Genomic DNA, 23,893 nt, shown 5'->3' with positions numbered 1-23,893 from the left:
GTCAGTATCCGGCCTGCGCCAACAGCATGGCGGGATCGTGCATGGCAGCTGCCTGGTCCACGATCCGGCCGTCCCGAAGGAAAACCACGCGGTCAGCCCACGCGGCGTGCCGCGCTTCGTGGGTCACCAGCATGACCGCTGCCCCGGCGTCAGCCCGGCCGCGCAGCACCTCCATCACGCCCTGGCCGGTAGTGGAGTCCAGGGCTCCTGTTGGTTCGTCGGCCAGGATCAGCCGGCGGTCACCCACAATGGCACGGGCGATGGCCACCCGCTGCTGCTGGCCGCCGGACATCTGGTCCATGTAGCGGTCGGCGAGTTCCGGGATGCCCACCTGCCGCAGGGCATCCAGTGCCTGCCGCTGTGCCTTCTTCGCGGCGGTTCCGTCCAGTTCCAGCGGAAGTGCCACGTTTTCGGAGGCAGTCAGGGTGGGGACCAGGTTGAAGTCCTGGAAGACATAGCCGACGGCGCGGCGGCGCAGCCGCGCCAGTTCATTCAGTCCCAGCCCGCCCAGGGGCGTGGACTCCACAAAGACACCGCCCGACGTCGGCCGGTCCAGTCCCCCGGCCAGCGCCAGCAGGGACGATTTCCCCGAACCTGACGGTCCCATCACGGCGACGAACTCCCCCGCACTGACGGTGAGGTCAACCTCCCGGAGGGCAGCGACCGCCGTCGCTCCTTCACCGAACGTCCTACTGACCTTGGCTAGTTCCAGGACCTGCTGCGGCCCCCGGACGCTCACCGGCGGCTATCCGCGATGAGCGGGGCAGCCTCTTCCACAGTGACCCCGTTGGACGTTTTCCGTGCTGCGCCCTGGCCGGCGGACTGCGCCTGCTGGACCATGCGTGCCTCGCAGAGGTCCAGCCAGCGGACCTCCGCTTCCGTCTGGAAGATCAGCGAATCCAGCACCAGCAGCCAGGCCGTATCCGCCGAGCGCTGGTTTGCCGCAGTGTCCCGGCGTGACTTCGTGTAGTCCTGCAGGGCCCGAATGGACGCCACCCGCTGGGCCTGGATGATGGCCTGCACATCCACCCCCGGGAGAGTCACGGCGAGCGCCAGCTTGATCGCGAGCTCATTCCGCGGCGGGTTGTTGCGCTCCACGGGGGCCGCGAACCAGCCCTGCACTTCAGCCTTCCCTGCGGCGGTGATGCTGTAGACCACGTGGCCTTCGCCGTCGCCGCCGTCATTGCTGACCAGGCCATCACGTTCCAGCCGGTCCAGGGTGGTGTACACCTGCCCGATGTTCAGGGGCCAGGTGGCTCCCGTGCGGTTCTCGAACTCAACCCTGAGCTGGTAGCCGTAACGCGGCTGGTCCTGCAGCAGGGCGAGGAGGCTGTGGCGGATTGACATGATGCTCCTAGCGGTGGCGTCAGCGTCGGTATGCACGGACCCCCAAGACCCGTGCATACCGCGTATGGAGTGAGACTAACCCACTTGCCTCCGCGAAGCAATACTGAGTATTTACCGGCGCGCCCCGGCAGTACCGGCTACATGACCAGCAGAACCTTGCCCACGTGCTCGCCGCTGTCGAAATAACGGTGGGCTGCGCGGACCTGGTCCAGCGGGAAGGTCTTGGCCACCAGCGGCCGGATCTGGCCACTGGTGATGAGCGGCCACACAGACTCCCGGACGGCATTCATGATGGCGCCCTTTTCCGCCACGGGACGGGGCCGCAGCGCGGTGGCCACCACGGCCGCGCGCTTCCTGAGCAGCTGCCCGAGGTCCAGCTCGCCCTTGGCGCCGCCCTGAAGGCCGATCACAATCAGCCGTCCGTAATCCGCGAGCGCGTCCACGTTCTGAGGCAAGTACTTCGCTCCCACCACATCGAGGATCACGTCGGCGCCCTTGCCGCCGTTCTGGCGCCTCAGGCTCTCCGGAAAGTCCTCCTCGGCGTAGTTGATGGCGATGTCGGCCCCCAGGAACGCCTTTGCGGTGCCCACTTTTTCGTCGTTCCCGGCCGTGGCAGCTACCCGGGCACCCAGCGCCTTCGCCAGTTGGATGGCCATGGTGCCGATGCCGCCGGTGGCCCCATGGATGAGCACGGTTTCGCCGGCCTGCAGCTGCGCCGTCATGACCAGGTTCGAGTACACAGTCGCTGCCACCTCGGGCAGGGACGCCGCGGTGACCACGTCAACGCCGTCGGGAATCCGCAGGACCTGCTCCGCCGGAACGGCGACCTGCTGGGCATAGCCTCCGCCGGCCAGGAGCGCCACCACTTTGTCGCCCACGGAGAAGGGCTTGCTGACGCCGGGGCCGAAGCCTGCGATCCTGCCGGATACTTCCAGGCCCGGGATTTCGGAAGCGCCGGGCGGCGGCGGGTAGAAACCCCTCCGCTGCTGCACGTCGGCACGGTTGAGGCCGGCTGCGATGACGTCGATCAGCACCTCGCCCTGCCCCGGAATTGGAGCGTCCACGTCACGGACTTCCAGCACCTCCGGACCGCCAGGTTCTGAAATGTAGACGGCTTTCATGGAAAACTCCCGTTTCTTGCTGATTCGTGCCCCAAAACCAGTGTGCACCGGACGCACGCCAGACTCTGTTTTGTTGCAGCCAACTGCCTATGAAACACTACTCGTTAGGGAAGGTTGTCCGAGCGGCCGAAGGAGCTAGTCTTGAAAACTAGTGTGCGGTAACCCCGTACCAAGAGTTCGAATCTCTTACCTTCCGCGAATGGAACCCCGGTTCACCAGTTTCTGGTGAGCCGGGGTTCCTTCGTTTTCCTGGGAAACTCAGCCGGCAGGAGCGCCGCCGGCCCCGGACCATTGAAACTGTCAGCGCCCCGGCCTAGTCTCGTTCGTGTTGCCATCCTTCGACAGAAATGAGTCAACTATGCCTGCACCCGAGATCACCCCCGGCGCACCCTGCTGGATCGACCTGATGACATCCGACATCACCCGGGCCCGCCAGTTCTACGGCGAACTCTTTGGCTGGGAATACGAGACCGGAGACGAGGAGAAGTACGGCGGCTACACCACGGCGCGGAAGAACGGCAAGACTGTGGCCGGGCTGATGCAGAAGGATGCGGACCAGGCAGGCATGCCTGACGTCTGGTCCACGTACCTCCGCTCGGACGACGCCGCTGCCACCGCTGCGGCGGTCACTGCAAACGGCGGCCAGGTGTTCATGGAACCGATGGATGTCCCCGAACAGGGCCACATGGCCATCTTCGGCGACGCCACGGGCGCCGCGATTGGCGTGTGGCAGCCCCGCGAAATGCGGGGCTATGAGCTGGTGGCGGAGCCCGGCGCTGCCGCGTGGCACGAGCTCCATGCCAAGGACTACGACGGCGCCGTGGCTTTCTACCAGAAGGTCTTCGGCTGGGAGACGGACGTCATGAGTGACACTCCGGAGTTCCGGTACACCACCCTCGGCGCCGGGGACTCGGCAAAGGCGGGAATCATGGACGCCTCCGGCTACCTTCCGGCGGAGGTTCCGTCCAACTGGCAGATCTACTTCTCGGTGGAGGACGCCGACGCCTCGATCGAGAAAGCCGTCGCCCTCGGAGCGACACTCGTTGACGGACCGGACGATTCCTCCTTTGGCAGGCTGGCCACCCTGGCGGACCCCACGGGTGCCATGTTCAAGATCGTTGCGGAAAACTGAGCTGAAGCGGCAGGTTCGCAGCCCGCGGATCCTTGGAAACCATTACCCCACGCTCTCCGAGCTGAAAGTGCCCTTCCCCGGCAGAAGCCGCCGGGGAAGGGCACTTTTCCGCTAAGCGACGACCACGGTCTCGGAGTAGGTGGACGAGTCGCCTTTGATGGACGTGCTGCTGCGGCCGTCGACGCCGCGGGGAATGTCCCCGGCTATGGTCACGCGGTTCAGCTTGCGGGGCTGGCCGTCGTAGTTGTCCGGCGCGTAGTGCTGGGTGATGCGGTTGTCGAAGAGGACCAGCTGGTCCGGCTCCCAGTTCACCCGGACCACGTTCTCCGGGCGCGTCACGTACGTCTGCAGGAGGCGCAGGATGTCCTTGGACTCGGTGTTGGACAGGCCCACGATCCGCAGCCGCTGCGCGAAACCGCCGATGAAGAGGCCCCGCTCGCCCGTCAGGGGGTGGACGCGGACCACCGGGTGGGCGGATTCGAAATGGATCCTGGTGAATTCCTTGCGCCGTTCTTCGGCGTTGGCGTGTTCCAGGTTCTTGGGCACGGAGTAGTCGTAGTCGTTGGTGTGGATGGCCCAGAGAGTGTCGGCGAAGTTCCGCAGCTCGTCCGGCAGGTCCTGGTACGCGCCGGCCGAGGAGGCGATGAGGGTTTCCCCGCCATAGGCCGGGAGGGTGATGCTGCGCAGCGTGGAGGCCTGGGGCGGATTGACCACAAACGTGACGTCCGTGTGCCAGTTGTTCGCACTGCCGTTTTCGCTGTCCACAGGCAGGACCGCAGGTTTTCCGTCCACGGAGGCCACCGTGGGGTGGGCCTTGGTGAGCGGGCCGAAGTGGCTGGCGAAACGCACCTGGTCCTCGTCGGTGCGGACATTGGCGTTTCGGAACACCAGGGCTTTGTGGACGTTCAGTGCAGCACGGATCTGCGCCACCGTGTCCGCGCTGAGGTCTGCGCTGAGGTCCAGTCCGCGGATTTCGGCGCCGATGCGGGAGCCCAGCTTGGTGAATTCGAGCTTGGTTTCGGTGATGGTGGTCATGTGCTTTTTCCTTACTGGTTAGTGTGCAGAGAGTCTGCGTGTCAGGTGCCGGAGCCGACGGCGGTGCGCCAGCGGGAGAAGTGCCGTTCCAAGGCCACGAGCAGGACGTTGACGAGCAGACCCAGCACGGAGACGGTCAGGATGCCGGCGTACATGTCCGGGATGAGGAAGCTCATCTGCGAATTGACGATCAGGTAGCCCAGCCCGGCTTTAGCGCCCACCATTTCGGCCGCGATCAGCACCAGGATGGATGATGTTCCGGCCATCCTGATTCCGGTGAAGATCGTTGGCACCGCCGACGGCAGGATCACTTTCTGGAAGAGCCGGAAGCTGTTCAGCCCCAGGGATTTGGCGGCCCGGATCAGCAGCGGGTCCACGGTCCGGACTCCGGCGATGGTGTTGAGCAGGACCGGGAAGAACGCGGCGTAGGCGACGATGGTGATCTTGGATTCTTCGCCGATGCCCAGCAGCAGGGTGAACACCGGCAGCAGGGCCAGGGTGGCTGTGTTGCGGAACAGTTCGAGGAGCGGGTTCAGGAACGAGTTAAGCCAGCCGTACCAGGCGATCAGGAGCCCCAGCACAACGGCGGACACCACGGCGATCCCGAAACCGGAGACCGAGCGCGTCAGGCTGGCCTGCAGGTGGCTCTGCAGCTGGCCGGATTCGACGAGTTTGGCGCCGGCCGCGAGCACCTCGTGGAGCGGGGGCAGGAATACCCGGGTGGACGGTCCCGCCAGGTATTGCGGGCCGAATTCCCACAGGGCCAGGAACAGCAGGACGGCCAGGGATTTCCAGCCTGCCCGTCCTGCGTAGCCTGCCAGAACGGACAGCCTGCCGGTCTGGTGCAGGGTTTCCGGCGGGGCGGAAGGTCCGACGGCGGGAGCCGCCTCGGGCGGCCGGGTCAGCACTGCGGTCATCAGGCGGCGCTCCTTTCAAGGGGCTGTTCATCGGGGGCGGTGCCGTCCGGGAGGATCTTCCGGTGGCCGGAGCCCTGGGCGAGCCGGACCTCATCGTGGAGAAGGGACCAGACCTGGTGCCGGTGTTCCACGAAGGCGGGATGCGAGCGGATGTCCGCGTCGCCGTCGCGGTCCGGGATGTTGATGTCCACGATTTCCTTGAGCTTGCCCGGGCGGGCGCTGAGGACTGCCACGCGCTGGCCGAGGTAGACCGCTTCGTCGATTCCGTGGGTGATGAACACGATGGTCTTGCCCGTGGCTTTCCAGATCCGCAGGAGCTCGTCCTGGAGCTGTTCGCGGGTCTGCGCATCCAGCGCCGCGAACGGCTCGTCCATCAGCAGAACGTCCGGCTCATAGGCGAGGCTTCTGGCGATGGCCACGCGCTGCTTCATACCGCCGGACAGTTCGTGGGGGTACCGGTCCTCGAACCCGGCCAGGCCCACCAGGTCGAGGAACTCGCTGGCCTTGGCCGCCCGTTCCTTCCTGGACAGGCCGGTGTTCTCCAGGCCGATGGAGACATTGGCTGAGGCCGTCCGCCAAGGGAACAGCGCGTACTGCTGGAAGACGACGGCTCGGTCCTGGCCCGGCCCTGTCACTTCCTTGCCGTCAACGAGGACTTTTCCGGACGTGGGCCGGGACAGCCCGGCCAGCAGGTCCAGGAGGGTGGTCTTGCCGGAGCCACTGGGGCCTACCAGGGTGAGGAACTCGCCGGCAGCCACGTCCAGGCTGAGGTCATCGAGGGCCGTGAGGACGGAGGGTTCCGCCTGGCGCCGGCTACTTTTGCCTTTGCCGGGCCGGATAGTGAATTCCTTAGTGACGTTTTGGAGACTGATCTTGGGTGTCATCTTCTATCCTTTCGACGTTGCTGCCGGCGCAGGGGTTTCGAGCAGGTTGAACTCGTTGGTGTAGAGCTTGTTGGTGTCCAGGTCGCCAGTGATGATTCCCGCGGACTTGAGGTAGTCGGCCCAGCGGGTGAAGTCCCGGTCCTGAATCCGGCCTCCGGGCGAGGCCACGCCAACGCTCTTCCAGTATTTGAGGGCTTCGGCGCTCTCGTTGCGGCCCCGCTTGGCGATGATTTCCTCGAACTTGGCGATGACCTGCTCCCGCGGGGTGGTGCGCTCCCACTCGATCGCTTTGGCGACGCCGGTCACCAGGGTGCGGCTGGTTTCGGGATTCTTGGCGAGGAAGTCCTTCCGCAGGACGTACTGGCCGGCGTCGAAGGGTCCGCCGATCACGCCGACGTCTGTGAACAGTGCGCGGATGCCGCCCTCGGCGAGCGCACGGTCCTGGAGCACCCCGCCCAGGGTCCCGACATCCACCTGCTTTTTGCGGAGGGCCACCTCGGTCTCGTTGGGCGGGACCACCACGAGCTGCACCTGCTTGATTTCCTCCGGCGTCAGGCCGCTGTTCTTCAGGTGTGTGGTGATGACCGCTTCGTGGTGGGCGCCCAGGGTGTTCACGGCGATCTTCTTGCCGATGAGGTCCCGGGCGGTCCTGATGGGGCTTCCTTCCTCCACGTAGTACCCCGTGAAGGTTTCCTTGTCCTCGCCGTAGTAGTTGATGACGGCCTGGACGGGGGCGCCGGCCTCTATCAGCTTGATCACAGCACCGGTGAACGCTCCGCCGACGTCAGTCTGGTCGGTGGCCACGGACTGGATGCTCTGCGGTCCGCTGGTGGTGTTGCTGACCCACTCCAGCTTCACGTCCCCCAGGTAGCCGAGGTCCTCCGCCACTTCCACCAGGGCAACGGTGTTGGGTGAGCCCTGGTAGCGGACGGTTTTCACTTCAGTTCCGCCGTCGCTCCCGTTTGGCTGTGCCGTTGCAGCACCGCCACAACCGGACAGCACCAGCGAGACTGCCACGGCCGCGGCCATGGCGGCTGCCATGCCTGCCGCAGGGAGAGTTCGGGCGGGCAGGAGACGGTTTTTCATGGTGGTGATTCTTTCTGCAGATCAGGTCTGGATCCGGGCCGGCTGGCTCGTGGGAACCACTACAGCAGAGAAGAATCGGCGGCAGAAGAGGTGCGTTCACAGCGCGAAACGGCACGCAACGGCAGGCCATCCGCGGTAACAGGAGTCCCCGCGGCGTAGTGCGCCGACACAGCGCTGCATGCGGTGACTCCCGGCTAAACCTGGGGCAATCCGGCGTAAGGCAACCAGGTAATGCGTCGTCATGACCGTCAACATGGCGACGCGCAGGGCCGCGGCGGCGCAACAACCGCCGGCTTCGGCAGGCGATATCGGCGTCACTTCAGCATGTGGCGTCAAGTGGGATGACTCACTGCCCCGCGGCGCGCCGGTGAGGCCTGCAAATATTTCTGCGCAGGACGTGCGGTTGTTACGTGGCCGCCTGTCAGCGTGCCCGGGTGAGAGAGCGTTCAGGGAAATCCTGCAGCAAGTGAGCGCGTCCGGGGGTGGGTGTTCAGCGCCCCAGGATGTCCTGCGCGATTTCGTCGGCGTCGCGGAGTGTCCGCTGCCCGCTGGGATAGGCGGGGCCGCCCGGCTGGACTGCCTCCGCGGCGATGGCGGTGCCCCACTGGGCTGCCGAGAGCTGGAGGCCCAGGACATAGAGCCCGCCGGTGACTGACCCGTTGGCTGCCACGGGCCGGTAGGGGTGCGGGCTGACGTCCAGGCCGCTGGCCTGCACGGGCGCGCCCTCTGCCGTCATCATGAGCCGCGGCCGCACCAGCCCGGCCGCGAGGAGCTGCGTCAGCAGCGGGGAATCGTTCGCCGAAACCCGGTTGGCAGGAGCGAGCGCCTCCACCATGGTCTTTGCCGCAGCCGGTGGACCGTTCACCCAGGGTGAGGCCGCCGTGAACATTCCGGTCCGGCGGTCCAGCCCGAACTTGGGGTCCGGCCCCACAAAGCTGACCACGCCCGCGCGGGCCAGCGCGGCAAGTTGTTCGGCACGCAGCGCCGGCGGACCGCTGGCCAGACCCTCGACAAAGGACTCGAACCAGCCACGGAGCCCGGCCACCCACGATTCGTCGGTGATGCCGCCATCGGCGACGGCGGTCTTCAGGACCGCACGCCCGTGGTGGAGCGCGCCGATGGCCATCTTGACGGGGTCGTCCTCGCCGAGTGCGGAGCGGCGGGCGTCATCCATCAGGTACTCGACGACGGCGGCGTCAAGGTCGGCGCGGGAGGCGAAGGTCCGGCCCGCCAGTGGTGCGGCGAGGCCGCGGAGGTCCAGCCGGTGGCGCGGCGCGACGTGGATGGCGAGGACGCTGGCCATGGCGTCCTCCCAGTTGGCGGCACTGTGGCTGTGCGGGTGCAGCGCGTGGTCGAGGGAGTCCAGGAACGCGGCTGGCTCCGCAACGGCGCCGGGCTGCGAGCGCACCAGCGTGGAGTAGTAGGCCCAGAGCGCGTCCCGGTGGAGCAGCGGCCAGAGGTCGTGGTCGAAGCCGGGACGGATCCCGGCGGCGCTGAACCGCTGCAGCGCGGCTCCCGTCAGGTACCGCAGCCGGACGGACCCCGGGTAGTACCCGTTCAGGGCAGCCTTGGTGCGGTAGGGGGTGCCACGGCGGGATGCGGCAATAATCAGGGGTTCCTGGCCGGAGGGCCGGTAGTCCAGCCGGTGGCCGGCGTCGATGAACTTGCCGCCGCGCCCCTCGGTGAGCTGGCCCATGGCGTCAAAGAAGTTCAGGCCCATGCCCCGGACCAGGACGGGCTCACCGGCCGGGACCGCGTCCCAGTCCACATCCGCGGGAATTGCCGGCGGCAGGTAGCGCAGGCCCATCCGTGCGGCGGATGACTGAAGATCCCGCTGTTCAGGATTAAGCCGGGAGGGGATGTGGCCCAGGGCCAGCACCACCGAATCAGCCTGCAGCGACCCGCCTCCGGCCAGGCCGACGTCGAACGTCCCGTCCCCGGACGGAACCACCGACTCCGCGGACGTTTCGTGGAACCGGACGGTCACGCCGTCGGGCAGGCGCTTCAGCAGGTCCTCAAGGGTGCAGCGCAGGTAGCGGCCGTAAATGGCGCGGCTGGGAAAGTCGCCGGGGCCCAGGGTGGCCAGCTCGGACCGTTCGTCTTCTGTCAGCGATGGCACAGGAGTGCGCAGCTGCCGCGCCCGCCAGCCGTTGAAGGTGGTGCCGGCGACCGGAGGGGCCATGGCAGGGTCCTCGGGAATCAGGGTGGGGTAGAACGACTGGGTGTTCATCAGGTACAGCCGCGACTGGCCTGGCTGCCACACGTGGCCGGACCCGGCGGGGTACGGGTCGATCACGTCGATCTGGAGGGCCGCGGCACCGGGACGGGCTGCGGCATGTGCCAGGAGGCGCTCCAGAACGCTGGTACCCCGAGGGCCGGCGCCGATGATGGCGGTCCGGATTAGCTGCGATGTACCCACGGCATCCAGAGTATCGGCTCGTTGCTAGGACGCTTGACTTGCTAGCGGCGCACACATGTTGTTTGGATGGGGCGCATGACCACCACTGAAGCTGACTCAGCGTCCGGTTCCACTCCCCCAGCCATGTCCCCCGAACCCACCGACGAAAACATCTGGCTCGAGGAGATCTACGGCGAGGAACAGCTGGCCTGGGTCCGCGAGCAGAACGCCCGCACGGAGGACCTGCTGGAGGACGCCGACTACGCCGCCCTGGAAGGCAGCATCCTTGAGGTGCTGGACTCCACGGACCGGATCGCCATGGTGGGCAAGCGCGGCGACTGGTACTACAACTTCTGGAAGGACCAGGCGAACCCCAAGGGCCTGTGGCGCCGCACCACGTGGGAGAGCTACTGCACCGACGCCCCGGAGTGGGATGTGCTGCTGGACGTGGACGCCCTCGCGGCCGCCGAGGGAGTCGAGTGGGTGTTCCACGGAGCCACATTCCTCCGGCCCGCGGTTGGCGAGCCGCACCGCCACGCGCTGCTGGCCCTCTCCCCCGACGGCGGCGACGCGAACCGCTACCGCGAGTACGACGTCGAGGCGCGCGGCTTCGTCGCGCCGGCCGACGGCGGGTTCGACCTGCCGACGGCGAAGGGCAACGTCTCGTGGCTGGACCGCGATACGCTGCTGGTCGCCTCCACTGCCGAGGGCCTGCCGCGGACGGCCTCCTCCTACGCCCGCACGGCCGTGACCCTGCGCCGCGGCGAACCCCTTGCCACCGCTCCCATCCTGTTCGAAGTGGCCGAGAACCACATGTTGGCCGTGGTGGCCCACGACTCCACCCCCGGCTTTGAGCGCACGTTTGCCGTGGACTACATCGATTTCTTCAACCAGCGCACCTCCGTACTGCTGGACGGGTCCTGGGTGGAGATCGATGTTCCCACCGACGTGAACATCAGCGCGCACCGCGAGTGGCTGCTGTTCCGTCCGCGCCAGGACTGGACGGTGGACGGAACGGTTTATCCGGCCGGTGCCCTGCTGGCGGCTCCCTTTGATGACTATCTGGCCGGGTCCCGGGAGCTCTCGGTGCTGTTCACCCCGGACGCGCACACGTCGCTGCAGTCCTGGAGCTGGACCCGGAACTTCCTGCTGCTGAACCTCTTGCGCGACGTCTCGTCGGAGATCCGCGTGCTCGATCCGTCGGTGCCGGCGGCAAGCAAAGAGTCCGGCGCATGGGCCTCAACGCTGCTGGACGCCTGCCCGCCGCTGCACGACGTGAACGCGTACGCCGTGGACGACGAGGACGACAGCCCGTCCGACGGCGGCGCCGGCGACGACTTCTGGCTCGTCGCCACCGGCTTCACCACCCCCAGTACGCTGATGCGCGGGACGCTGGAGCGGGGTTCCGCTTCTTCCGACAGTGCCGCCTCCGACACTGCCGCTTCCGACGACGCCGGGACGGCAGGCGTGGTGAGCAGCCACGCGGCGGTCAAGGCGTCGCCGTCGTTCTTTAATGACTCCCAGTACGAGGTGCAGCAGCACTTCGCCGTGTCCGCGGACGGCACGCGGGTCCCGTACTTCCAGGTTGCGTCCCGCGACCTGGTGCTGGACGGCCAGAACCCCACCCAGCTCTCCGGTTACGGCGGGTTCGAAGTCTCCCGCACCCCCGCCTACAGCGGGACTGTTGGCAGGGCGTGGCTGGAGCGCCGGACAGGTGGATCCAACGGTGCAGCGTCCGGCGGGCCCGGGGCGGCTGCACACTCCCGGGGTGGCGTGTACGTGGTGGCGAACATCCGCGGCGGCGGCGAATACGGCCCCGGCTGGCACCGGGCTGCCCTGCAGGAGAACCGGCACCGCGCCTACGAGGATTTCGCTGCCGTGGCGCGGGACCTGATTTCCCGCGGTGTGACGTCGCGTGAACGCCTCGGCTGCGTGGGCGGCTCCAACGGCGGCCTGCTGGTGGGCAACATGCTCACCAGCTACCCGGAGCTTTTCGGTGCCGTGTCCTGCGGCGTTCCGCTGCTGGACATGCGGCGCTACACCAGGCTCTCCGCCGGACACTCGTGGATCGCCGAGTACGGCGACCCGGACGTGCCGGAACAGTGGGACTACATCAAGACATTTTCGCCGTACCACCTGCTCAAGGACGGGGTGGAGTACCCGGAAACGTTTATCTGGACTGCCACGTCCGATGACAGGGTGGGCCCGGTGCAGGCCCGCAAGATGGCCGCCAGGATGGAGGCGATGGGCATTCCGAATGTCTGGTTCCATGAAGCCCTGGAAGGCGGCCACGCCGGTGCATCCGACAACCGGCAGGCTGCCGCGCTGCAGGCGCGGAGCCAGCATTTCCTGTGGCGTACCCTCGCCGGCGACGCTTCGTAGCCGCGCCGCCGTGGGCCTGAGCGGGACCGCGCAAGGCCGTTTTGCGCTGCATGCCCCGTTCTGCGTATCCTTGGTGGGCTAGGAATAGCAATTGGAGACGTGCCAGAGCGGCCGAATGGGCTTCACTGCTAATGAAGTGTGGGGCACAACTCCACCGGGGGTTCAAATCCCCCCGTCTCCGCGTTTGGCCCCGGTCCCTGGACCGGGGCCTTTTGCGTTCCGCGCGTATCCGAGGTGCGGACACAGCGGGCTTGGAACCTGCCGGCGGTGGCAGGATTAACGGATGGCACAAAGCAACCAGGTGAACGCGGATCCGGCCAGCGGGCAGGCATGGAACCCGCGCCTGGCGCTGCTGGTGGCTGCCACGTTCTTTATGGAGTTCCTCGACGGCACCGTCCTCACCACTGCCATTCCCAGCATCGCGGCGGACTTCCGCGTGCCCGCGGCCGATGTGAACATCACCATGACGGCCTACCTCATGACGGTGGCCATGGGCATCCCGTTCAGCGGCTGGCTCGCGGAACGGCTCGGGGCACGGCGCGTCTTCTGCCTGGCCATTGCCGTGTTCACTGCTGCGTCGCTGGCCTGCGCGCTAAGCACGGACCTCACCATGCTGACGCTGGCCCGTGTCCTGCAAGGCGCGGGCGGGGCCATGATGGTTCCGGTCGGCACACTGGTGGTGCTCCGCGGAACGCCGAAATCCGAACTGTTGCGTGCCACGGCTTTCCTGGTGTGGCCGGGCCTGTTGGCGCCGGTGCTGGCGCCCCTGGTCGGCGGCGCGCTGACCACTTATCTCTCCTGGCACTGGATCTTCCTGATCAACCTGCCGCTGGGCCTTGCGGCGTTCATTGCGGCTTTGCGGCTGGTTCCATCCGGGGCCGGTGACCGTCAACGCAGGCTGGACTGGCTGGGCCTGTTCCTGACCACTGCCGGCGTGGGTGCATTGGTGGTTGGCCTGGAACTTTCCACGGCCCACCCCGACGGACCCTGGGGTGCCGTGTCCGCGGCCGCCGGCGTCGGTTTCCTGGCCGGTGCGGCAGCCTGGATGCTGCGGGCAAGGAATCCCCTGTTTGACCTCAGCGTCTTTGCCACGCGCACGTTCCGGGCCATGGCCACCGGCGGGTTCGTGTACCGCCTGACCATCAGTTCCGTGCCGTTCCTGCTGCCCCTGATGTTCCAGGCCGGCTTCGGCTGGACGCCCCTGCACGCCGGCATCATGGTGGCGGCCGTGTTCATCGGCAACATCGGCATCAAGCCGGCGACCACGCCCTTGATCAGGCGCTTCGGTTTCAAGCCGATGCTGGTCTTCGCCTCCATTGCCTCCGCGCTGACCTTCGCGCTGTGCGCACTGCTGACCCCCGACACGCCGCAGGCCATCACTTTTGCGCTGCTGGTGTGCAGCGGGGCGTTCCGCTCGATCGGCTTCTCCGCCTACGCCTCGGTGCAGTACGCGGACATCGTCCCGGCGCAGCTCACATCTGCCAACGCCGTGTCAGCCACGCTGGTCCAGCTGGCCACCGGTGCCGGGATCGCCGTGGCGGCGCTCCTGATCCGGATTTTCGACGGCCTGGCCGTCTTTCCCCAGGACCCGGCCGGCCCGTTCCGTGGGGCCTTCCTGGCCATGGCCGTCCTGATGCTGTTCAGCACCGCCGACAGCCTTTCACTGCACCGGCATGCCGGCGCCGAGGTCAGCCGGCCTGGCCAAGTACCAGCGGCAGCACAGCCCCCGCACCCGCCTGCCGGAGGGCCCGCCCGGCGACGGTGACGGTCCAGCGGCTGTCCACGAGGTCGTCGATCAGCATGATGCTCTGCCCCTGCAGGGACGCCAGCGACGCCTCAAGCTCCGGGCCCGCCACCAGCCGGTCCCAGACCCCGGCCAGCCGGTAGGCGCTGTTGCCGCCCCGGCCGCCGGTGGGGCCGCCGTGGCCCAGATCGAGCTGTCCCAGGTAGGGGATGCGGCCGATCTCCGAAATCCCCCGGGCAAGGGACTGCACCAGCTCTGGCCTGCTTCGTGACGGGATGCTCACGATTGCCGCAGGGCGGCCCACTCCGCTCCATGCAGGGTTGCGTCCGTCGGCGGTGGACCATTCGCGCAATACCTGGACGCAGGCCTGGAGCATGCCGGGGTCGATGGCCCGGTCGGCCGCTCCGGAGGCAAACAGCTCACGCAGCGCCCCGCCCCAGCCGAGGTCGGTGAGCCGGGCGAGGATGCGGCCGTCCGCCAGCCCTTCGGCCGGCTTGATCTTGCCCTTCACCGGGACCCCGAGACGGTCCATCCCGCTGGGCCACTGCAGCCTGGCTTCTAGCACCCCGCCTGCCCGGCTGAGGGTCTGGCCGGCCGCTTCAGTGGCTTCCGCCGCGATGTCCGACCGGAACCATTGTCCGGCGCAGTTGTCACACCGGCCGCAGGCATGCGCTGTTTCGTCATCAAGGACCGAGGTGATGTACTCCATCCGGCATCCGGCCGTGTCCTGGTAGATCACCATGGAATCCTGCTCGTCCACCCGCGCCTCCGCGATGCGCTGGTAGCGCTCGGCGTCGTAGATCCAGGGCTGGCCGGTGGACCGCCAGCCTCCGCCCACCCGCTCCACTGCACCGTCCACGGCCAATACCTTGAGCAGCAGCTCCAGCGGGGTGCGCCTGAGGTCGACCCTGGCTTCCAGCGCCACGGTTGAAACAGCAGCACCGGCTTCGGCCAGGGCGGTGAGGACGCCGCTGGCCTTTTCTTCCGAAGGCATGGACGCGGTGGCGAAGTACTGCCAGATGTCGCGGTCCTCGGAACCCGGCAGCAGGAGGACGTCGGCGTTGGCGGCACCTCGCCCGGCACGGCCCACCTGCTGGTAGTACGCCACCGGCGACGACGGCGCCCCGAGGTGCACCACAAAGCCCAGGTCAGGTTTGTCGAAGCCCATCCCCAGGGCCGAGGTGGCCACCAGGGCCTTGACCTCGTTGTCCTTGAGCAGCTGCTCGGCTCGTTCACGGTCCGCAGGGTCGGTGCGGCCCGTGTACGCCAGGACTTTGTGCCCCGCCTCGGCCAGGAGCCGGGCGGTGTCCTCCGCGGCAGACACCGTCAAGGTATAGATGATGCCGCTGCCGGGAAGGTCGCCCAGGTGCGTCAGGAGCCAGCCCAGCCGTTGCCGGGAGTCGGGCAGCGTCAGCACGCCCAGGCGCAGGGAGTCACGGCCCAGTGCTCCGCGGATGGTCAGGACGCCCGCCCCGAGCTGCTCCTCGATATCGTGGACCACCCGCGAGTTGGCAGTTGCCGTTGTGGCCAGCACCGGGACGGTCTCCGGCAGCTGGGTGATCAGGTCCGCGATCCGGCGGTAATCCGGCCGGAAATCGTGGCCCCAGTCGGAGATGCAGTGGGCCTCGTCGATGACCAGGAGGCCCGTCCGCCTGATGAGCTCCGGCAGCTGGTTCTCCCGGAACGAAGGGTTGGTGAGCCGCTCCGGAGATACAAGGAGCACGTCCACTTCATCTGCCGCGAGCTGTTCACGTACCGTGTCCCACTCCAGCTGGTTCGCGGAGTTGATGGCCACGGCCCGGACGCCCGCACGCGCCGCCGCGGCCACCTGGTCGCGCATGAGGGCGAGCAGCGGCGAAACGATCAGCGTGGGTCCGGCGCCGCGCCGCCGCAGCAGCAGGGACGCCACAAAGTAGACAGCCGACTTCCCCCAGCCCGTGCGCTGGACCACCAGGGCCCGCCGCCCGCCGTCGACCAGGGCCTCAATCGCTTCATACTGCCCGTCATGGAAATCCGCTGCCGGGTGCCCCACCAGTTCGCGGAGAACTTCCAGGGCCTGGGGGTGCGTGCCTGAAGCGGACTGTGGCTGCGTAGCGGAAAGGACTGCATCGGCAAGAACTGTGGCGTGCTGGTTATCGACCATTGATTCAGTATCCCAGCCGCCACTGACAGCCAGGAAGCAGGCAGGTCCCTGTGTGGACAATCCCACGTGTCCCGCCGGGCACGTATTCGGCCCGGCCGTCACACAGGCCAGTGTCCGGCTGCTCCTCCACAGGCATCCCGCACGTCCACGTAAGATAAAACCCGTGACTAGCGAACAGACAAAGACTTTTGACCTCTCGGCATCCTTCAAGGCTTACGACGTCCGGGGCATCGTAGGTGACTCCATCACGGCCGAAATCGTCGAAGCCGTGGGAGCCGCGTTCGTTGATGTCCTGCAGCTTGAGGGCCAGACGGTCCTGGTTGGCGGCGACATGCGCCCCTCCTCACCCGAATTCAGCAAGGCATTCGCCGACGGCGCGGCAACCCGCGGAGCCAACGTCCAACTCCTGGACCTGATTTCCACCGACGAACTCTACTTCGCCTGCGGTTCGCTCAACGCGGCCGGCGCCACCTTCACCGCAAGCCACAACCCCGCCGAGTACAACGGCATCAAGATGTCCAAGCCGGGCGCACAGCCCATCTCGTCCGAATCAGGGCTCAAAGAGATCCAGGCGCTTGCCGAGCAGTACCTGAACACCGGCTCCATCCCGGCGGCCCCCACCCGTGGCCTGATCGGCGTCCATGATGTCCTCAAGGACTACGCCGAGTACCTTCGCCAGCTGGTTGACCTGTCCGGTTCCCGCCCCCTGAAGGTCGTGGTGGACGCCGGCAACGGCATGGCCGGCCTCACCACCCCGGCAGTCCTGGGCGATACGCTCCTGCCGAAGCTTCCGTTTGAGATCATCCCGCTGTACTTCGAGCTGGACGGGTCCTTCCCCAACCACCCGGCCAACCCGCTGGAGCCGGAAAACCTCCGTGACCTGCAGGCTGCCGTGATCAAGCACGGTGCGGACATCGGACTGGCGTTCGACGGCGACGCCGACCGCTGCTTCGTGATCGACGAAAAGGGCGAGCCGGTCTCGCCGTCGGCCATCACCGGCATGGTGGCGCGCCGCGAGATCGCCCGTGCCCAGGCACAGGGTGAGGCCAAGCCCACGATCATCCACAACCTGCTGACCTCCCGTGCGGTGCCCGAACTCGTGGAGCACGACGGCGGACGCGCCGTCCGCACGCGCGTGGGCCACTCATTCATCAAGGCAGTCATGGCCGAGGAAGGTGCCGTGTTTGGCGGAGAACACTCCGCCCACTTCTACTTCCGCGATTTCTGGAACGCTGACACCGGAATGCTCGCCGCCATGCACGTCCTGGCCGCCCTCGGCGAGCAGGCCGGCCCGCTCTCCGAGCTTGGCCGCGAGTATGAGCCCTACGTGTCCTCCGGCGAGATCAACTCGGAAATCGAGGACAAGGCCGGCGCCGTTGAGCGTGTCCGCGTGGACTTCAGCGCTGAGGACGTCACGATCGACTCCCTGGACGGCAGCACGTTCACAGCAAATGACGGCAGCTACTGGTTCAACCTCCGTCCGTCCAACACCGAGCCGTTCCTTCGCCTGAACGCTGAAGCAACCGACCAGGCGACGATGGAACGCGTGCGCGACCGCGTTCTGTCCCTTGTCCGTGGCTAGGGCAGCAGTGGCTGACGACACCCGGGCTCCCAGCGGCGATACGGCGGGTTCGTGGCGGGACTCCGTCCCTGAGGCTACGGCCACCGACCTGGAGAACCTGCTGGGTACCGGCGTGGGCGCGGCGCAGGAGCAGCTCCAGCGCAACGGCGGCTTCCTGCCGTTCGCCCTGGTGGTGGAGAACGACGGCGAGGTCCGGCTGGTGGCAGTGACTCCGGCTGACCTCGAGGATGATTCCGACGCCGACTTCGACGCCGACGCCATGATCAGCGACCTCACCGATGCCCTCCGGCAGAACCGTTCCGAATTCCGGGCTACTGCGATCGTGTGCGACATCCTCCTGGTGGAGGAGGAGTCGGACGCCATCCACGTCGCGACAGAACACCGGGACGGGTCAGTTTTCGCCGCAGTCCTTCCCTACTCGGCCAACAACTCGACATCCAAATGGGAATTCGGCCAGCTCGCAGCTGACACCAACGAACCCTCCATCTGGGTGGACTAGACCGGCGCGGCCATGAAGATCAATGCATTTGCAGATGTCAGCCTGCGGGCCGTCATGGTGCTGGCCGCGGCACCGGACGGCATCCTCCTCACCACGCAGAACATCGCCGACGCCGTGGGCACGCCCTACAACCACGTCAGCAAGGCGATGGCGAAGCTGCGCGGCCTCGGCCTGATCGACGTGGAGCGCGGCCGGGCAGGAGGATCACGGTTGAGCGCTGCCGGCAGCCGGGCGACCGTGGGCCAGATCCTGCGCCAGCTGGACACGCGGTCAGATGCGGCCGAGTGCGTCGCGCCCGGCGGCCCTTGCCCGCTGATCAACGAATGCAAACTCCGGGCCGCATTGGCCCGCGCCCGCGAGGCGTTCTACCGCGAACTCGATTCGGTGGTGGTGGCAGAACTTCCAGGCTCCGCCCAGATGGCTCCCGTTTTCCAGCTGATCGGCCTGCGCCCGGGGCTCTGACCGGGGCCTCGATTCCCGCCCGGCGCCGAGCCGGCTCCCGCCCGATTTGATTACCTTTTCTACAAGGTGTAGAACTTGATGCATGAATACTTGTATTTTGAATACGAGTATTCACCCGGCCGGACGAAGGTCCGGTCCCCCTATCTCAGGAGTACACATGCTCTCGGACAAATCCTTCCCCGTCATTGAGGCCACCCTGCCGCTGGTCGGTTCGCGGATCGGCGCCATCACTCCCAAGTTCTATTCACGGCTCTTCGCCGCCCATCCGGAACTTCTGGACGGCCTGTTCAGCCGCTCCAACCAGCGTTCCGGCGACCAGCAGCAGGCCCTGGCCGGAAGCATCGCCGCCTTCGCCACACACCTGGTCAACAACCCGGGCACCCTGCCCGAAACCGTACTTTCCCGCATCGCGCACCGGCACGCGTCACTGGGCATCACCGAACCCCAGTACCAAGTGGTCTACGAGCATCTCTTCGCGGCAATCGCCGAAGACCTGGCCGAGGTCATCACCCCCGAGATCGCCGAAGCCTGGACCGAGGTGTACTGGCTGATGGCCGACGCGCTCATCAAGCTCGAAAAGGGCCTCTACGCAGCCCAGGCCAACGGCAAGATGTGGACTCCCTGGAGGGTGTCCGCCAAGACCGCTGCGGGCACCGGCTCCATCACCTTCACCCTGGAACCCGCGGACGACACCCCGGTCACGCCGGCCCTGCCCGGCCAGTACGTCAGCGTCAAGGTCCAGCTCCCGGACGGCCTCCGCCAGGTCCGGCAGTACTCACTGTCCGGGGACACAGGCACCAGCCGGTCCTTCACCACCAAACTCGACGACGGCGGCGAGGTCTCCCCCGTGCTGCACGGCACCGTAGAGGTTGGCGACATCCTGGAGATTTCCAACCCCTACGGCGAGATCACGCTCAAGGACGGCGACGGCCCGGTGGTCCTGGCATCGGCCGGAATCGGCTGCACGCCCACCGCATCCATCCTCCGCTCGCTCGCCGAGTCGGGTTCCGCCCGGCAGGTGCTTGTCCTGCACGCCGAAAGCACCATGGAAAGCTGGGCGCTGCGCGGCCAGATGACGGATGACGTCGAACGCCTCGCCGGTGCCGACCTCCAGCTGTGGCTTGAGCAGCCCGAGGCCGGAACGCGGAAGGGCTTTATGTCGCTGCGTGAAGTGGACCTGCCGGCCAACGCGTCCCTGTACCTCTGCGGGCCGCTGCCGTTCATGAAGCACATCCGCAACGAAGCCATCAACGCGGGCATCCCCGCCACGAAGATCCACTACGAGGTCTTCGGCCCGGACATCTGGCTGGCTTCCTAATACGAACTAACGACGGCGGCCCCGCACCTTTTTCGGAAAAGGTGCGGGGCCGCCGTCGTACTTTTAGGACGTTCAGCCCAGGCGGGACTTCAGTCCTGCGAGCTCTGCCTGCAGTGCGTCAGGCAGGGAGCCGCCGAAGTTCGCGAACCAGTCCTCGATGGACGCGAGCTCGGTTTCCCACTCGGCCGGGTCCACGCGGACAGCTTCCTCAACCTGTGCCGGAGTCATGTCCAGGCCTTTGAGGTCAATGGAGTCGCCGGTGGGAACAAAGCCGATGGGCGTCTCGACGGCGTCAGCCTTGCCTTCGAGGCGCTCGATGGCCCACTTCAGGACACGGGCGTTGTCGCCGAAGCCGGGCCAGGCGAAGCCGCCCTGGGCGTTGCGGCGGAACCAGTTGACCAGGAAGATCTTGGGCAGCCGCTCCGGGTTGGCCTTGGCGGACAGGTTGACCCAGTGGTTCAGGTAGTCGCCTGCGTCGTAGCCGATGAACGGCAGCATGGCCATGGGGTCGCGGCGGACCACGCCCACGGCTCCGGCTGCCGCCGCAGTGGTTTCGGAGGACAGGGTGGAACCCATGAAGATGCCGTTGGACCAGCTGCGGGCCTCGGTGACCAGCGGGATGGTGGTCTTGCGGCGGCCGCCGAACAGGATTGCGGACAGTTCCACACCGTTCGGGCTGTGGTATTCCTCGGCCAGCATGTCGATCTGGTCGATCGGCGTGCAGAAGCGCGAGTTCGGGTGGGCCGCAGGCTTGTCCGAATCAGGGGTCCAGGAGTTGCCCTGCCAGTCGGTGAGGTGTGCAGGCACTTCCTCGGTCATGCCCTCCCACCACACGCCACCGTCGTCGGTCAGGGCGACGTTGGTGAAGATGCTGTTGCCCTTGGCGATGGCGCGCATGGCGTTGGGGTTGGTGCCCCAGCCGGTGCCGGGGGCCACGCCGAAGAGACCGGCTTCCGGGTTAACGGCGCGGAGTTCGCCTTCCTTGCCGAAGCGCATCCAGGTGATGTCGTCACCCAGGGTCTCCACCTTCCAGCCTTCGATGGTGGGATCGAGCAGCGCGAGGTTGGTCTTGCCGCAGGCGGACGGGAAAGCAGCCGAGACGTAGTACGTCTTCTGCTCCGGGGAGGTCAGCTTCAGGATGAGCATGTGCTCGGCCAGCCAGCCTTCGTCGCGTGCCATCACGGAGGCGATGCGGAGGGCGTAGCACTTCTTGCCCAGCAGCGCGTTTCCGCCGTAGCCGGAGCCGAAGGACCAGATGGAGCGCTCTTCCGGGAAGTGCACGATCCACTTGTCCGTGTTGCACGGCCACGGCACATCAGCCTGGCCGGCTTCGAGCGGCGCACCCAGGGAGTGCAGTGCCGGCACGAAGAACGCGTTGGTTTCGGTGATGCGGTCCAGCACGTCGGTGCCGATGCGGGCCATGATGCGCATGGAGGCAACAACGTAGGCGCTGTCGGTGATCTCGACGCCGAACTTGGGATCCTCGGCGTCCAGGTGGCCCATAACGAACGGGATGACGTACATGGTGCGGCCGCGCATGGAGCCGGCGAACAGTCCGCGCAGCTTCTGCTTCATCTCGGCCGGGGCCATCCAGTTGTTGGTGAAGCCGGCGTCGTGCTCCTTCTCAGAGCAGATGAAGGTCTGCTCTTCCACACGGGCAACGTCAGCTGGATCGGAGAACGCAGCGAAGGAGTTGGGGAAGATCTCCTGGTTAAGCCGGGTCAGGGTGCCCGCTGCCACGAGTTCATCGGTAAGACGCGTGTTTTCCTCTTCAGATCCGTCAACCCAGTGGATCCGGTCCGGCTGCGTTAGCTCAGCAACCTCTTCGACCCATGCCAGCAGTGCAGCATGCGTGGTGGGTGCTTTCTCAAGCAGCGGCTGTTGTGCCAGATCGCCCATTGCGGTTCCCTTCCTCGGGTTCATCGGTGTGAGCTAAATGCTATGGGCCGGGAGGGCTATGGTTTTTGGGCCCGGACTGCTCGATGCTGATCGTTTGGAGTGGAAACCGCGTAAATTCAACAAAAAGGTCTGCAAACCAGGGCGATTAAGTGACGAAGGTCACCTAGACCGGTCTAGTCGCGCAGATTACACACGTTTCGATTTGGTACTACGGCCAACCCTCGCGTAAAGTAATTCGAGGTTCGGGGAGAGCAGAGATGTTCTTCAAGAAACAAGATGCGCCCATAGCTCAGCTGGATAGAGCGTCTGTCTACGGAACAGAAGGTCAGGGGTTCGAATCCCTTTGGGCGCACAAATGAAGAGGTCCGCACCGGTTCGCCGGCGCGGACCTCTTGCGTTAACCGCTCCCGGCGTAGGCTGGTGCCATGATGCCCGGGCCCTTTGAACGCGAATTCGATGTCATCGTGATCGGCGCAGGCGCCGCCGGCGAAAACGTGGCGGACCGGGTGGTCCAAGGCGGACTGACGGCGGTCCTCGTTGAGGCGGAGCTGGTGGGCGGCGAGTGTTCCTACTGGGCCTGCATACCGTCCAAGGCTTTGCTCCGGCCCGGCACCGCCCTCCATGGGGCACAGACGGTGCCTGGCGCAGAGGAAGCCGTCACCCGTACCCTCGATGCCGCCGCCGTCCTCAAACGGCGCGACTACTTCACCGCGAACTGGCAGGACGACAGCCAGGTGAAGTGGGTGGAGGACACCGGGATCGAACTCATCCGCGGCCACGGCTGGATCACCGCCCCGCGCGCCGTGGAAGTAGCCGGACTCGACGGCAACACCTACACCCTGGCGGCGCGGCACGCCGTCGTTCTGGCCACCGGTTCCGCACCCAACATGCCTCCGATCGAGGGGCTGGCCGATCAACAGGTGTGGGGCACCCGCGAAGCCACGTCGGCTAAGGAGGTGCCCGAACGCCTCGCAGTCATCGGTGGCGGGGTCGCGGGCGTTGAGCTGGCACAGGCCTTCGCCAGGCTCGGTTCGGAGGTCACCCTCGTGGCCCGGAGCCGGCTGCTGGGCAACTTCCCCGAGGAAGCCGCCCAGCTGGTGCTGGCCGGCCTGCGCGCGGACGGCGTGGAGGTCCGCCTCCACACCTCCACGGAGCGGGTCAGCGAAAACGGGAACGGCACGTTCACACTGACTCTCAGCGACGGGGCCTCCGTCGTCGCCGAGAAGGTCCTGGTATCCACCGGCCGCCACCCGGCACTGGAAGGCCTCGGGCTGGAAAGCATCGGCCTCGGCGCCGCGGACGGTAACCCGCTGGCTCTGACCGCCGATTCCACCGGCCTGGTGAACGGCATGCCCGACGGCGACCCGTGGCTTTACGCGGTAGGCGACGCCGCCGGAAACAACCTCCTCACCCACCAGGGAAAGTACGAAGCGCGCGCCACAGGCGATGCCATTGCCGCCCGCGCCAAGGGTGAGCTGACCGGCGAGCCTGCGCCGTGGAGCCGCTACGCCCAGACTGCCAACCAGCACGCCGTACCCAACGTGGTGTTTACGGATCCGGAACTGGCTTCAGTGGGCCGGACCCTGGAACAGGCCACGAAGTACGGCTACAACGCCACCTCGGTGGAACTGCCCATCAACGTGTCCGGCTCCTCCCTGCATTCCGAGCACTACGAAGGATGGGCCCAACTGGTGGTGGACGAGGACCGGGGAGTGCTCCTGGGGGCCACATTCGCGGGCCCCGACGTAGCGGAGCTGCTCCATGCCGCCACCATCGCGGTGGTGGGCGAAGTGCCGCTGGACCGCTTGTGGCACGCAGTCCCCTCCTTCCCCACCATCAGCGAGGTCTGGCTGCGGCTGCTAGAGCGCTACGGCCTCTGAGCACCCGGGCAGGACTTTATTTGAACTGACCAGTCAGTTCGGTTAGACTTACGGCAGACCATTT

At 66.7% G+C, this 23,893-nt stretch carries 18 protein-coding genes and 3 tRNA genes; 11 read left to right on the top strand and 10 right to left on the bottom strand.

Annotated features, from left to right (window positions below; translation table 11 throughout):
• Position 1: 1 nt before the first annotated feature.
• The 3 genes from ABV518_RS12375 to ABV518_RS12365 form a co-directional block, all read right to left on the bottom strand.
• Complete coding sequence (locus ABV518_RS12375; RefSeq protein ID WP_131133584.1) at positions 2-739, bottom strand: ABC transporter ATP-binding protein; 738 nt, start codon at positions 737-739, stop codon at positions 2-4.
• Positions 736-1,347: a PadR family transcriptional regulator gene (locus ABV518_RS12370; protein WP_310167179.1), complete on the bottom strand. Its 612-nt coding sequence runs from the start codon at positions 1,345-1,347 to the stop codon at positions 736-738. The genes ABV518_RS12375 and ABV518_RS12370 overlap by 4 nt, the downstream gene beginning before the upstream one ends.
• Before the next feature lie 137 nt (positions 1,348-1,484).
• Positions 1,485-2,468 (bottom strand): NAD(P)H-quinone oxidoreductase, encoded by a 984-nt coding sequence (locus tag ABV518_RS12365; RefSeq protein WP_367767375.1) that lies wholly within the window; start codon positions 2,466-2,468, stop codon positions 1,485-1,487.
• Between the two features lie 108 nt (positions 2,469-2,576).
• On the opposite strand from ABV518_RS12365, the gene ABV518_RS12360 reads away from it, so the two are divergent.
• Positions 2,577-2,664, top strand: a tRNA-Ser gene (locus tag ABV518_RS12360).
• Between the two features lie 162 nt (positions 2,665-2,826).
• Complete coding sequence (locus ABV518_RS12355; protein ID WP_367767374.1) at positions 2,827-3,600, top strand: VOC family protein; 774 nt, start codon at positions 2,827-2,829, stop codon at positions 3,598-3,600.
• A gap of 111 nt (positions 3,601-3,711) precedes the next feature.
• On the opposite strand, the gene ABV518_RS12350 is transcribed toward ABV518_RS12355, so the two are convergent.
• The 5 genes from ABV518_RS12350 to ABV518_RS12330 form a co-directional block, all read right to left on the bottom strand.
• Entirely contained in the window at positions 3,712-4,635 is a 924-nt protein-coding gene (locus ABV518_RS12350; RefSeq protein WP_367767373.1) for a TauD/TfdA dioxygenase family protein, read from the bottom strand.
• A gap of 41 nt (positions 4,636-4,676) precedes the next feature.
• A complete protein-coding gene (locus ABV518_RS12345) occupies positions 4,677-5,552 on the bottom strand; it encodes an ABC transporter permease (RefSeq protein WP_367767372.1) in 876 nt (291 codons plus the stop codon).
• A complete protein-coding gene (locus ABV518_RS12340) occupies positions 5,552-6,436 on the bottom strand; it encodes an ABC transporter ATP-binding protein (RefSeq protein ID WP_367767371.1) in 885 nt (294 codons plus the stop codon). Before ABV518_RS12340 ends, ABV518_RS12345 begins: the two co-directional genes overlap by 1 nt.
• A 3-nt stretch (positions 6,437-6,439) precedes the next feature.
• Complete coding sequence (locus tag ABV518_RS12335) at positions 6,440-7,522, bottom strand: ABC transporter substrate-binding protein (RefSeq protein ID WP_367767370.1); 1,083 nt, start codon at positions 7,520-7,522, stop codon at positions 6,440-6,442.
• Positions 7,523-8,012: 490 nt separating this feature from the next.
• A complete protein-coding gene (locus ABV518_RS12330) occupies positions 8,013-9,941 on the bottom strand; it encodes an FAD/NAD(P)-binding protein (protein WP_367767369.1) in 1,929 nt (642 codons plus the stop codon).
• 75 nt (positions 9,942-10,016) lie between these two features.
• On the opposite strand from ABV518_RS12330, the gene ABV518_RS12325 reads away from it, so the two are divergent.
• The 3 genes from ABV518_RS12325 (at position 10,017) to ABV518_RS12315 (ending at position 14,067) form a co-directional block, all read left to right on the top strand.
• A complete protein-coding gene (locus ABV518_RS12325; protein ID WP_367767368.1) occupies positions 10,017-12,302 on the top strand; it encodes a prolyl oligopeptidase family protein in 2,286 nt (761 codons plus the stop codon).
• 93 nt (positions 12,303-12,395) lie between these two features.
• A tRNA-Ser gene (locus ABV518_RS12320) sits at positions 12,396-12,483 on the top strand.
• Between the two features lie 102 nt (positions 12,484-12,585).
• Positions 12,586-14,067: an MFS transporter gene (locus tag ABV518_RS12315; RefSeq protein WP_367767367.1), complete on the top strand. Its 1,482-nt coding sequence runs from the start codon at positions 12,586-12,588 to the stop codon at positions 14,065-14,067.
• Here ABV518_RS12315 and ABV518_RS12310 read toward each other — a convergent pair.
• Positions 13,991-16,189: an ATP-dependent DNA helicase RecQ gene (locus tag ABV518_RS12310; protein WP_367767366.1), complete on the bottom strand. Its 2,199-nt coding sequence runs from the start codon at positions 16,187-16,189 to the stop codon at positions 13,991-13,993. The genes ABV518_RS12315 and ABV518_RS12310 overlap by 77 nt on opposite strands.
• Positions 16,190-16,352: 163 nt before the next feature.
• Here ABV518_RS12310 and ABV518_RS12305 point away from each other — a divergent pair, with 163 nt between their 5' ends.
• The 4 genes from ABV518_RS12305 to ABV518_RS12290 all read left to right on the top strand — a co-directional run bounded on the left by ABV518_RS12305 (position 16,353) and on the right by ABV518_RS12290 (position 20,050).
• Positions 16,353-17,771 (top strand): phosphomannomutase/phosphoglucomutase, encoded by a 1,419-nt coding sequence (locus tag ABV518_RS12305; RefSeq protein WP_367767365.1) that lies wholly within the window; start codon positions 16,353-16,355, stop codon positions 17,769-17,771.
• Between the two features lie 7 nt (positions 17,772-17,778).
• Complete coding sequence (locus ABV518_RS12300; RefSeq protein ID WP_367767364.1) at positions 17,779-18,270, top strand: hypothetical protein; 492 nt, start codon at positions 17,779-17,781, stop codon at positions 18,268-18,270.
• A gap of 12 nt (positions 18,271-18,282) precedes the next feature.
• The gene (locus tag ABV518_RS12295) at positions 18,283-18,732 is read left to right on the top strand and encodes an Rrf2 family transcriptional regulator (RefSeq protein ID WP_367767363.1); all 450 of its coding nucleotides are present in this window, start codon (positions 18,283-18,285) and stop codon (positions 18,730-18,732) included.
• A 157-nt stretch (positions 18,733-18,889) separates the two neighbouring features.
• Positions 18,890-20,050 (top strand): globin domain-containing protein, encoded by a 1,161-nt coding sequence (locus ABV518_RS12290; protein WP_367767362.1) that lies wholly within the window; start codon positions 18,890-18,892, stop codon positions 20,048-20,050.
• Positions 20,051-20,122: 72 nt separating this feature from the next.
• On the opposite strand, the gene ABV518_RS12285 is transcribed toward ABV518_RS12290, so the two are convergent.
• A complete protein-coding gene (locus ABV518_RS12285; protein ID WP_367767361.1) occupies positions 20,123-21,949 on the bottom strand; it encodes a phosphoenolpyruvate carboxykinase (GTP) in 1,827 nt (608 codons plus the stop codon).
• A 278-nt stretch (positions 21,950-22,227) separates the two neighbouring features.
• Between ABV518_RS12285 and ABV518_RS12280 the strand changes: the two genes are divergently transcribed.
• A tRNA-Arg gene (locus tag ABV518_RS12280) sits at positions 22,228-22,301 on the top strand.
• A gap of 73 nt (positions 22,302-22,374) precedes the next feature.
• Entirely contained in the window at positions 22,375-23,829 is a 1,455-nt protein-coding gene (locus ABV518_RS12275; RefSeq protein ID WP_367767360.1) for an NAD(P)/FAD-dependent oxidoreductase, read from the top strand.
• Positions 23,830-23,893: the final 64 nt, after the last annotated feature.

Source organism: Arthrobacter sp. HS15c (assembly GCF_040812005.1).
Taxonomy (GTDB): domain Bacteria; phylum Actinomycetota; class Actinomycetes; order Actinomycetales; family Micrococcaceae; genus Arthrobacter.
Note: the sequence above shows the minus strand (reverse complement) of the source record. Positions and strands in the feature narration are given on the sequence as shown.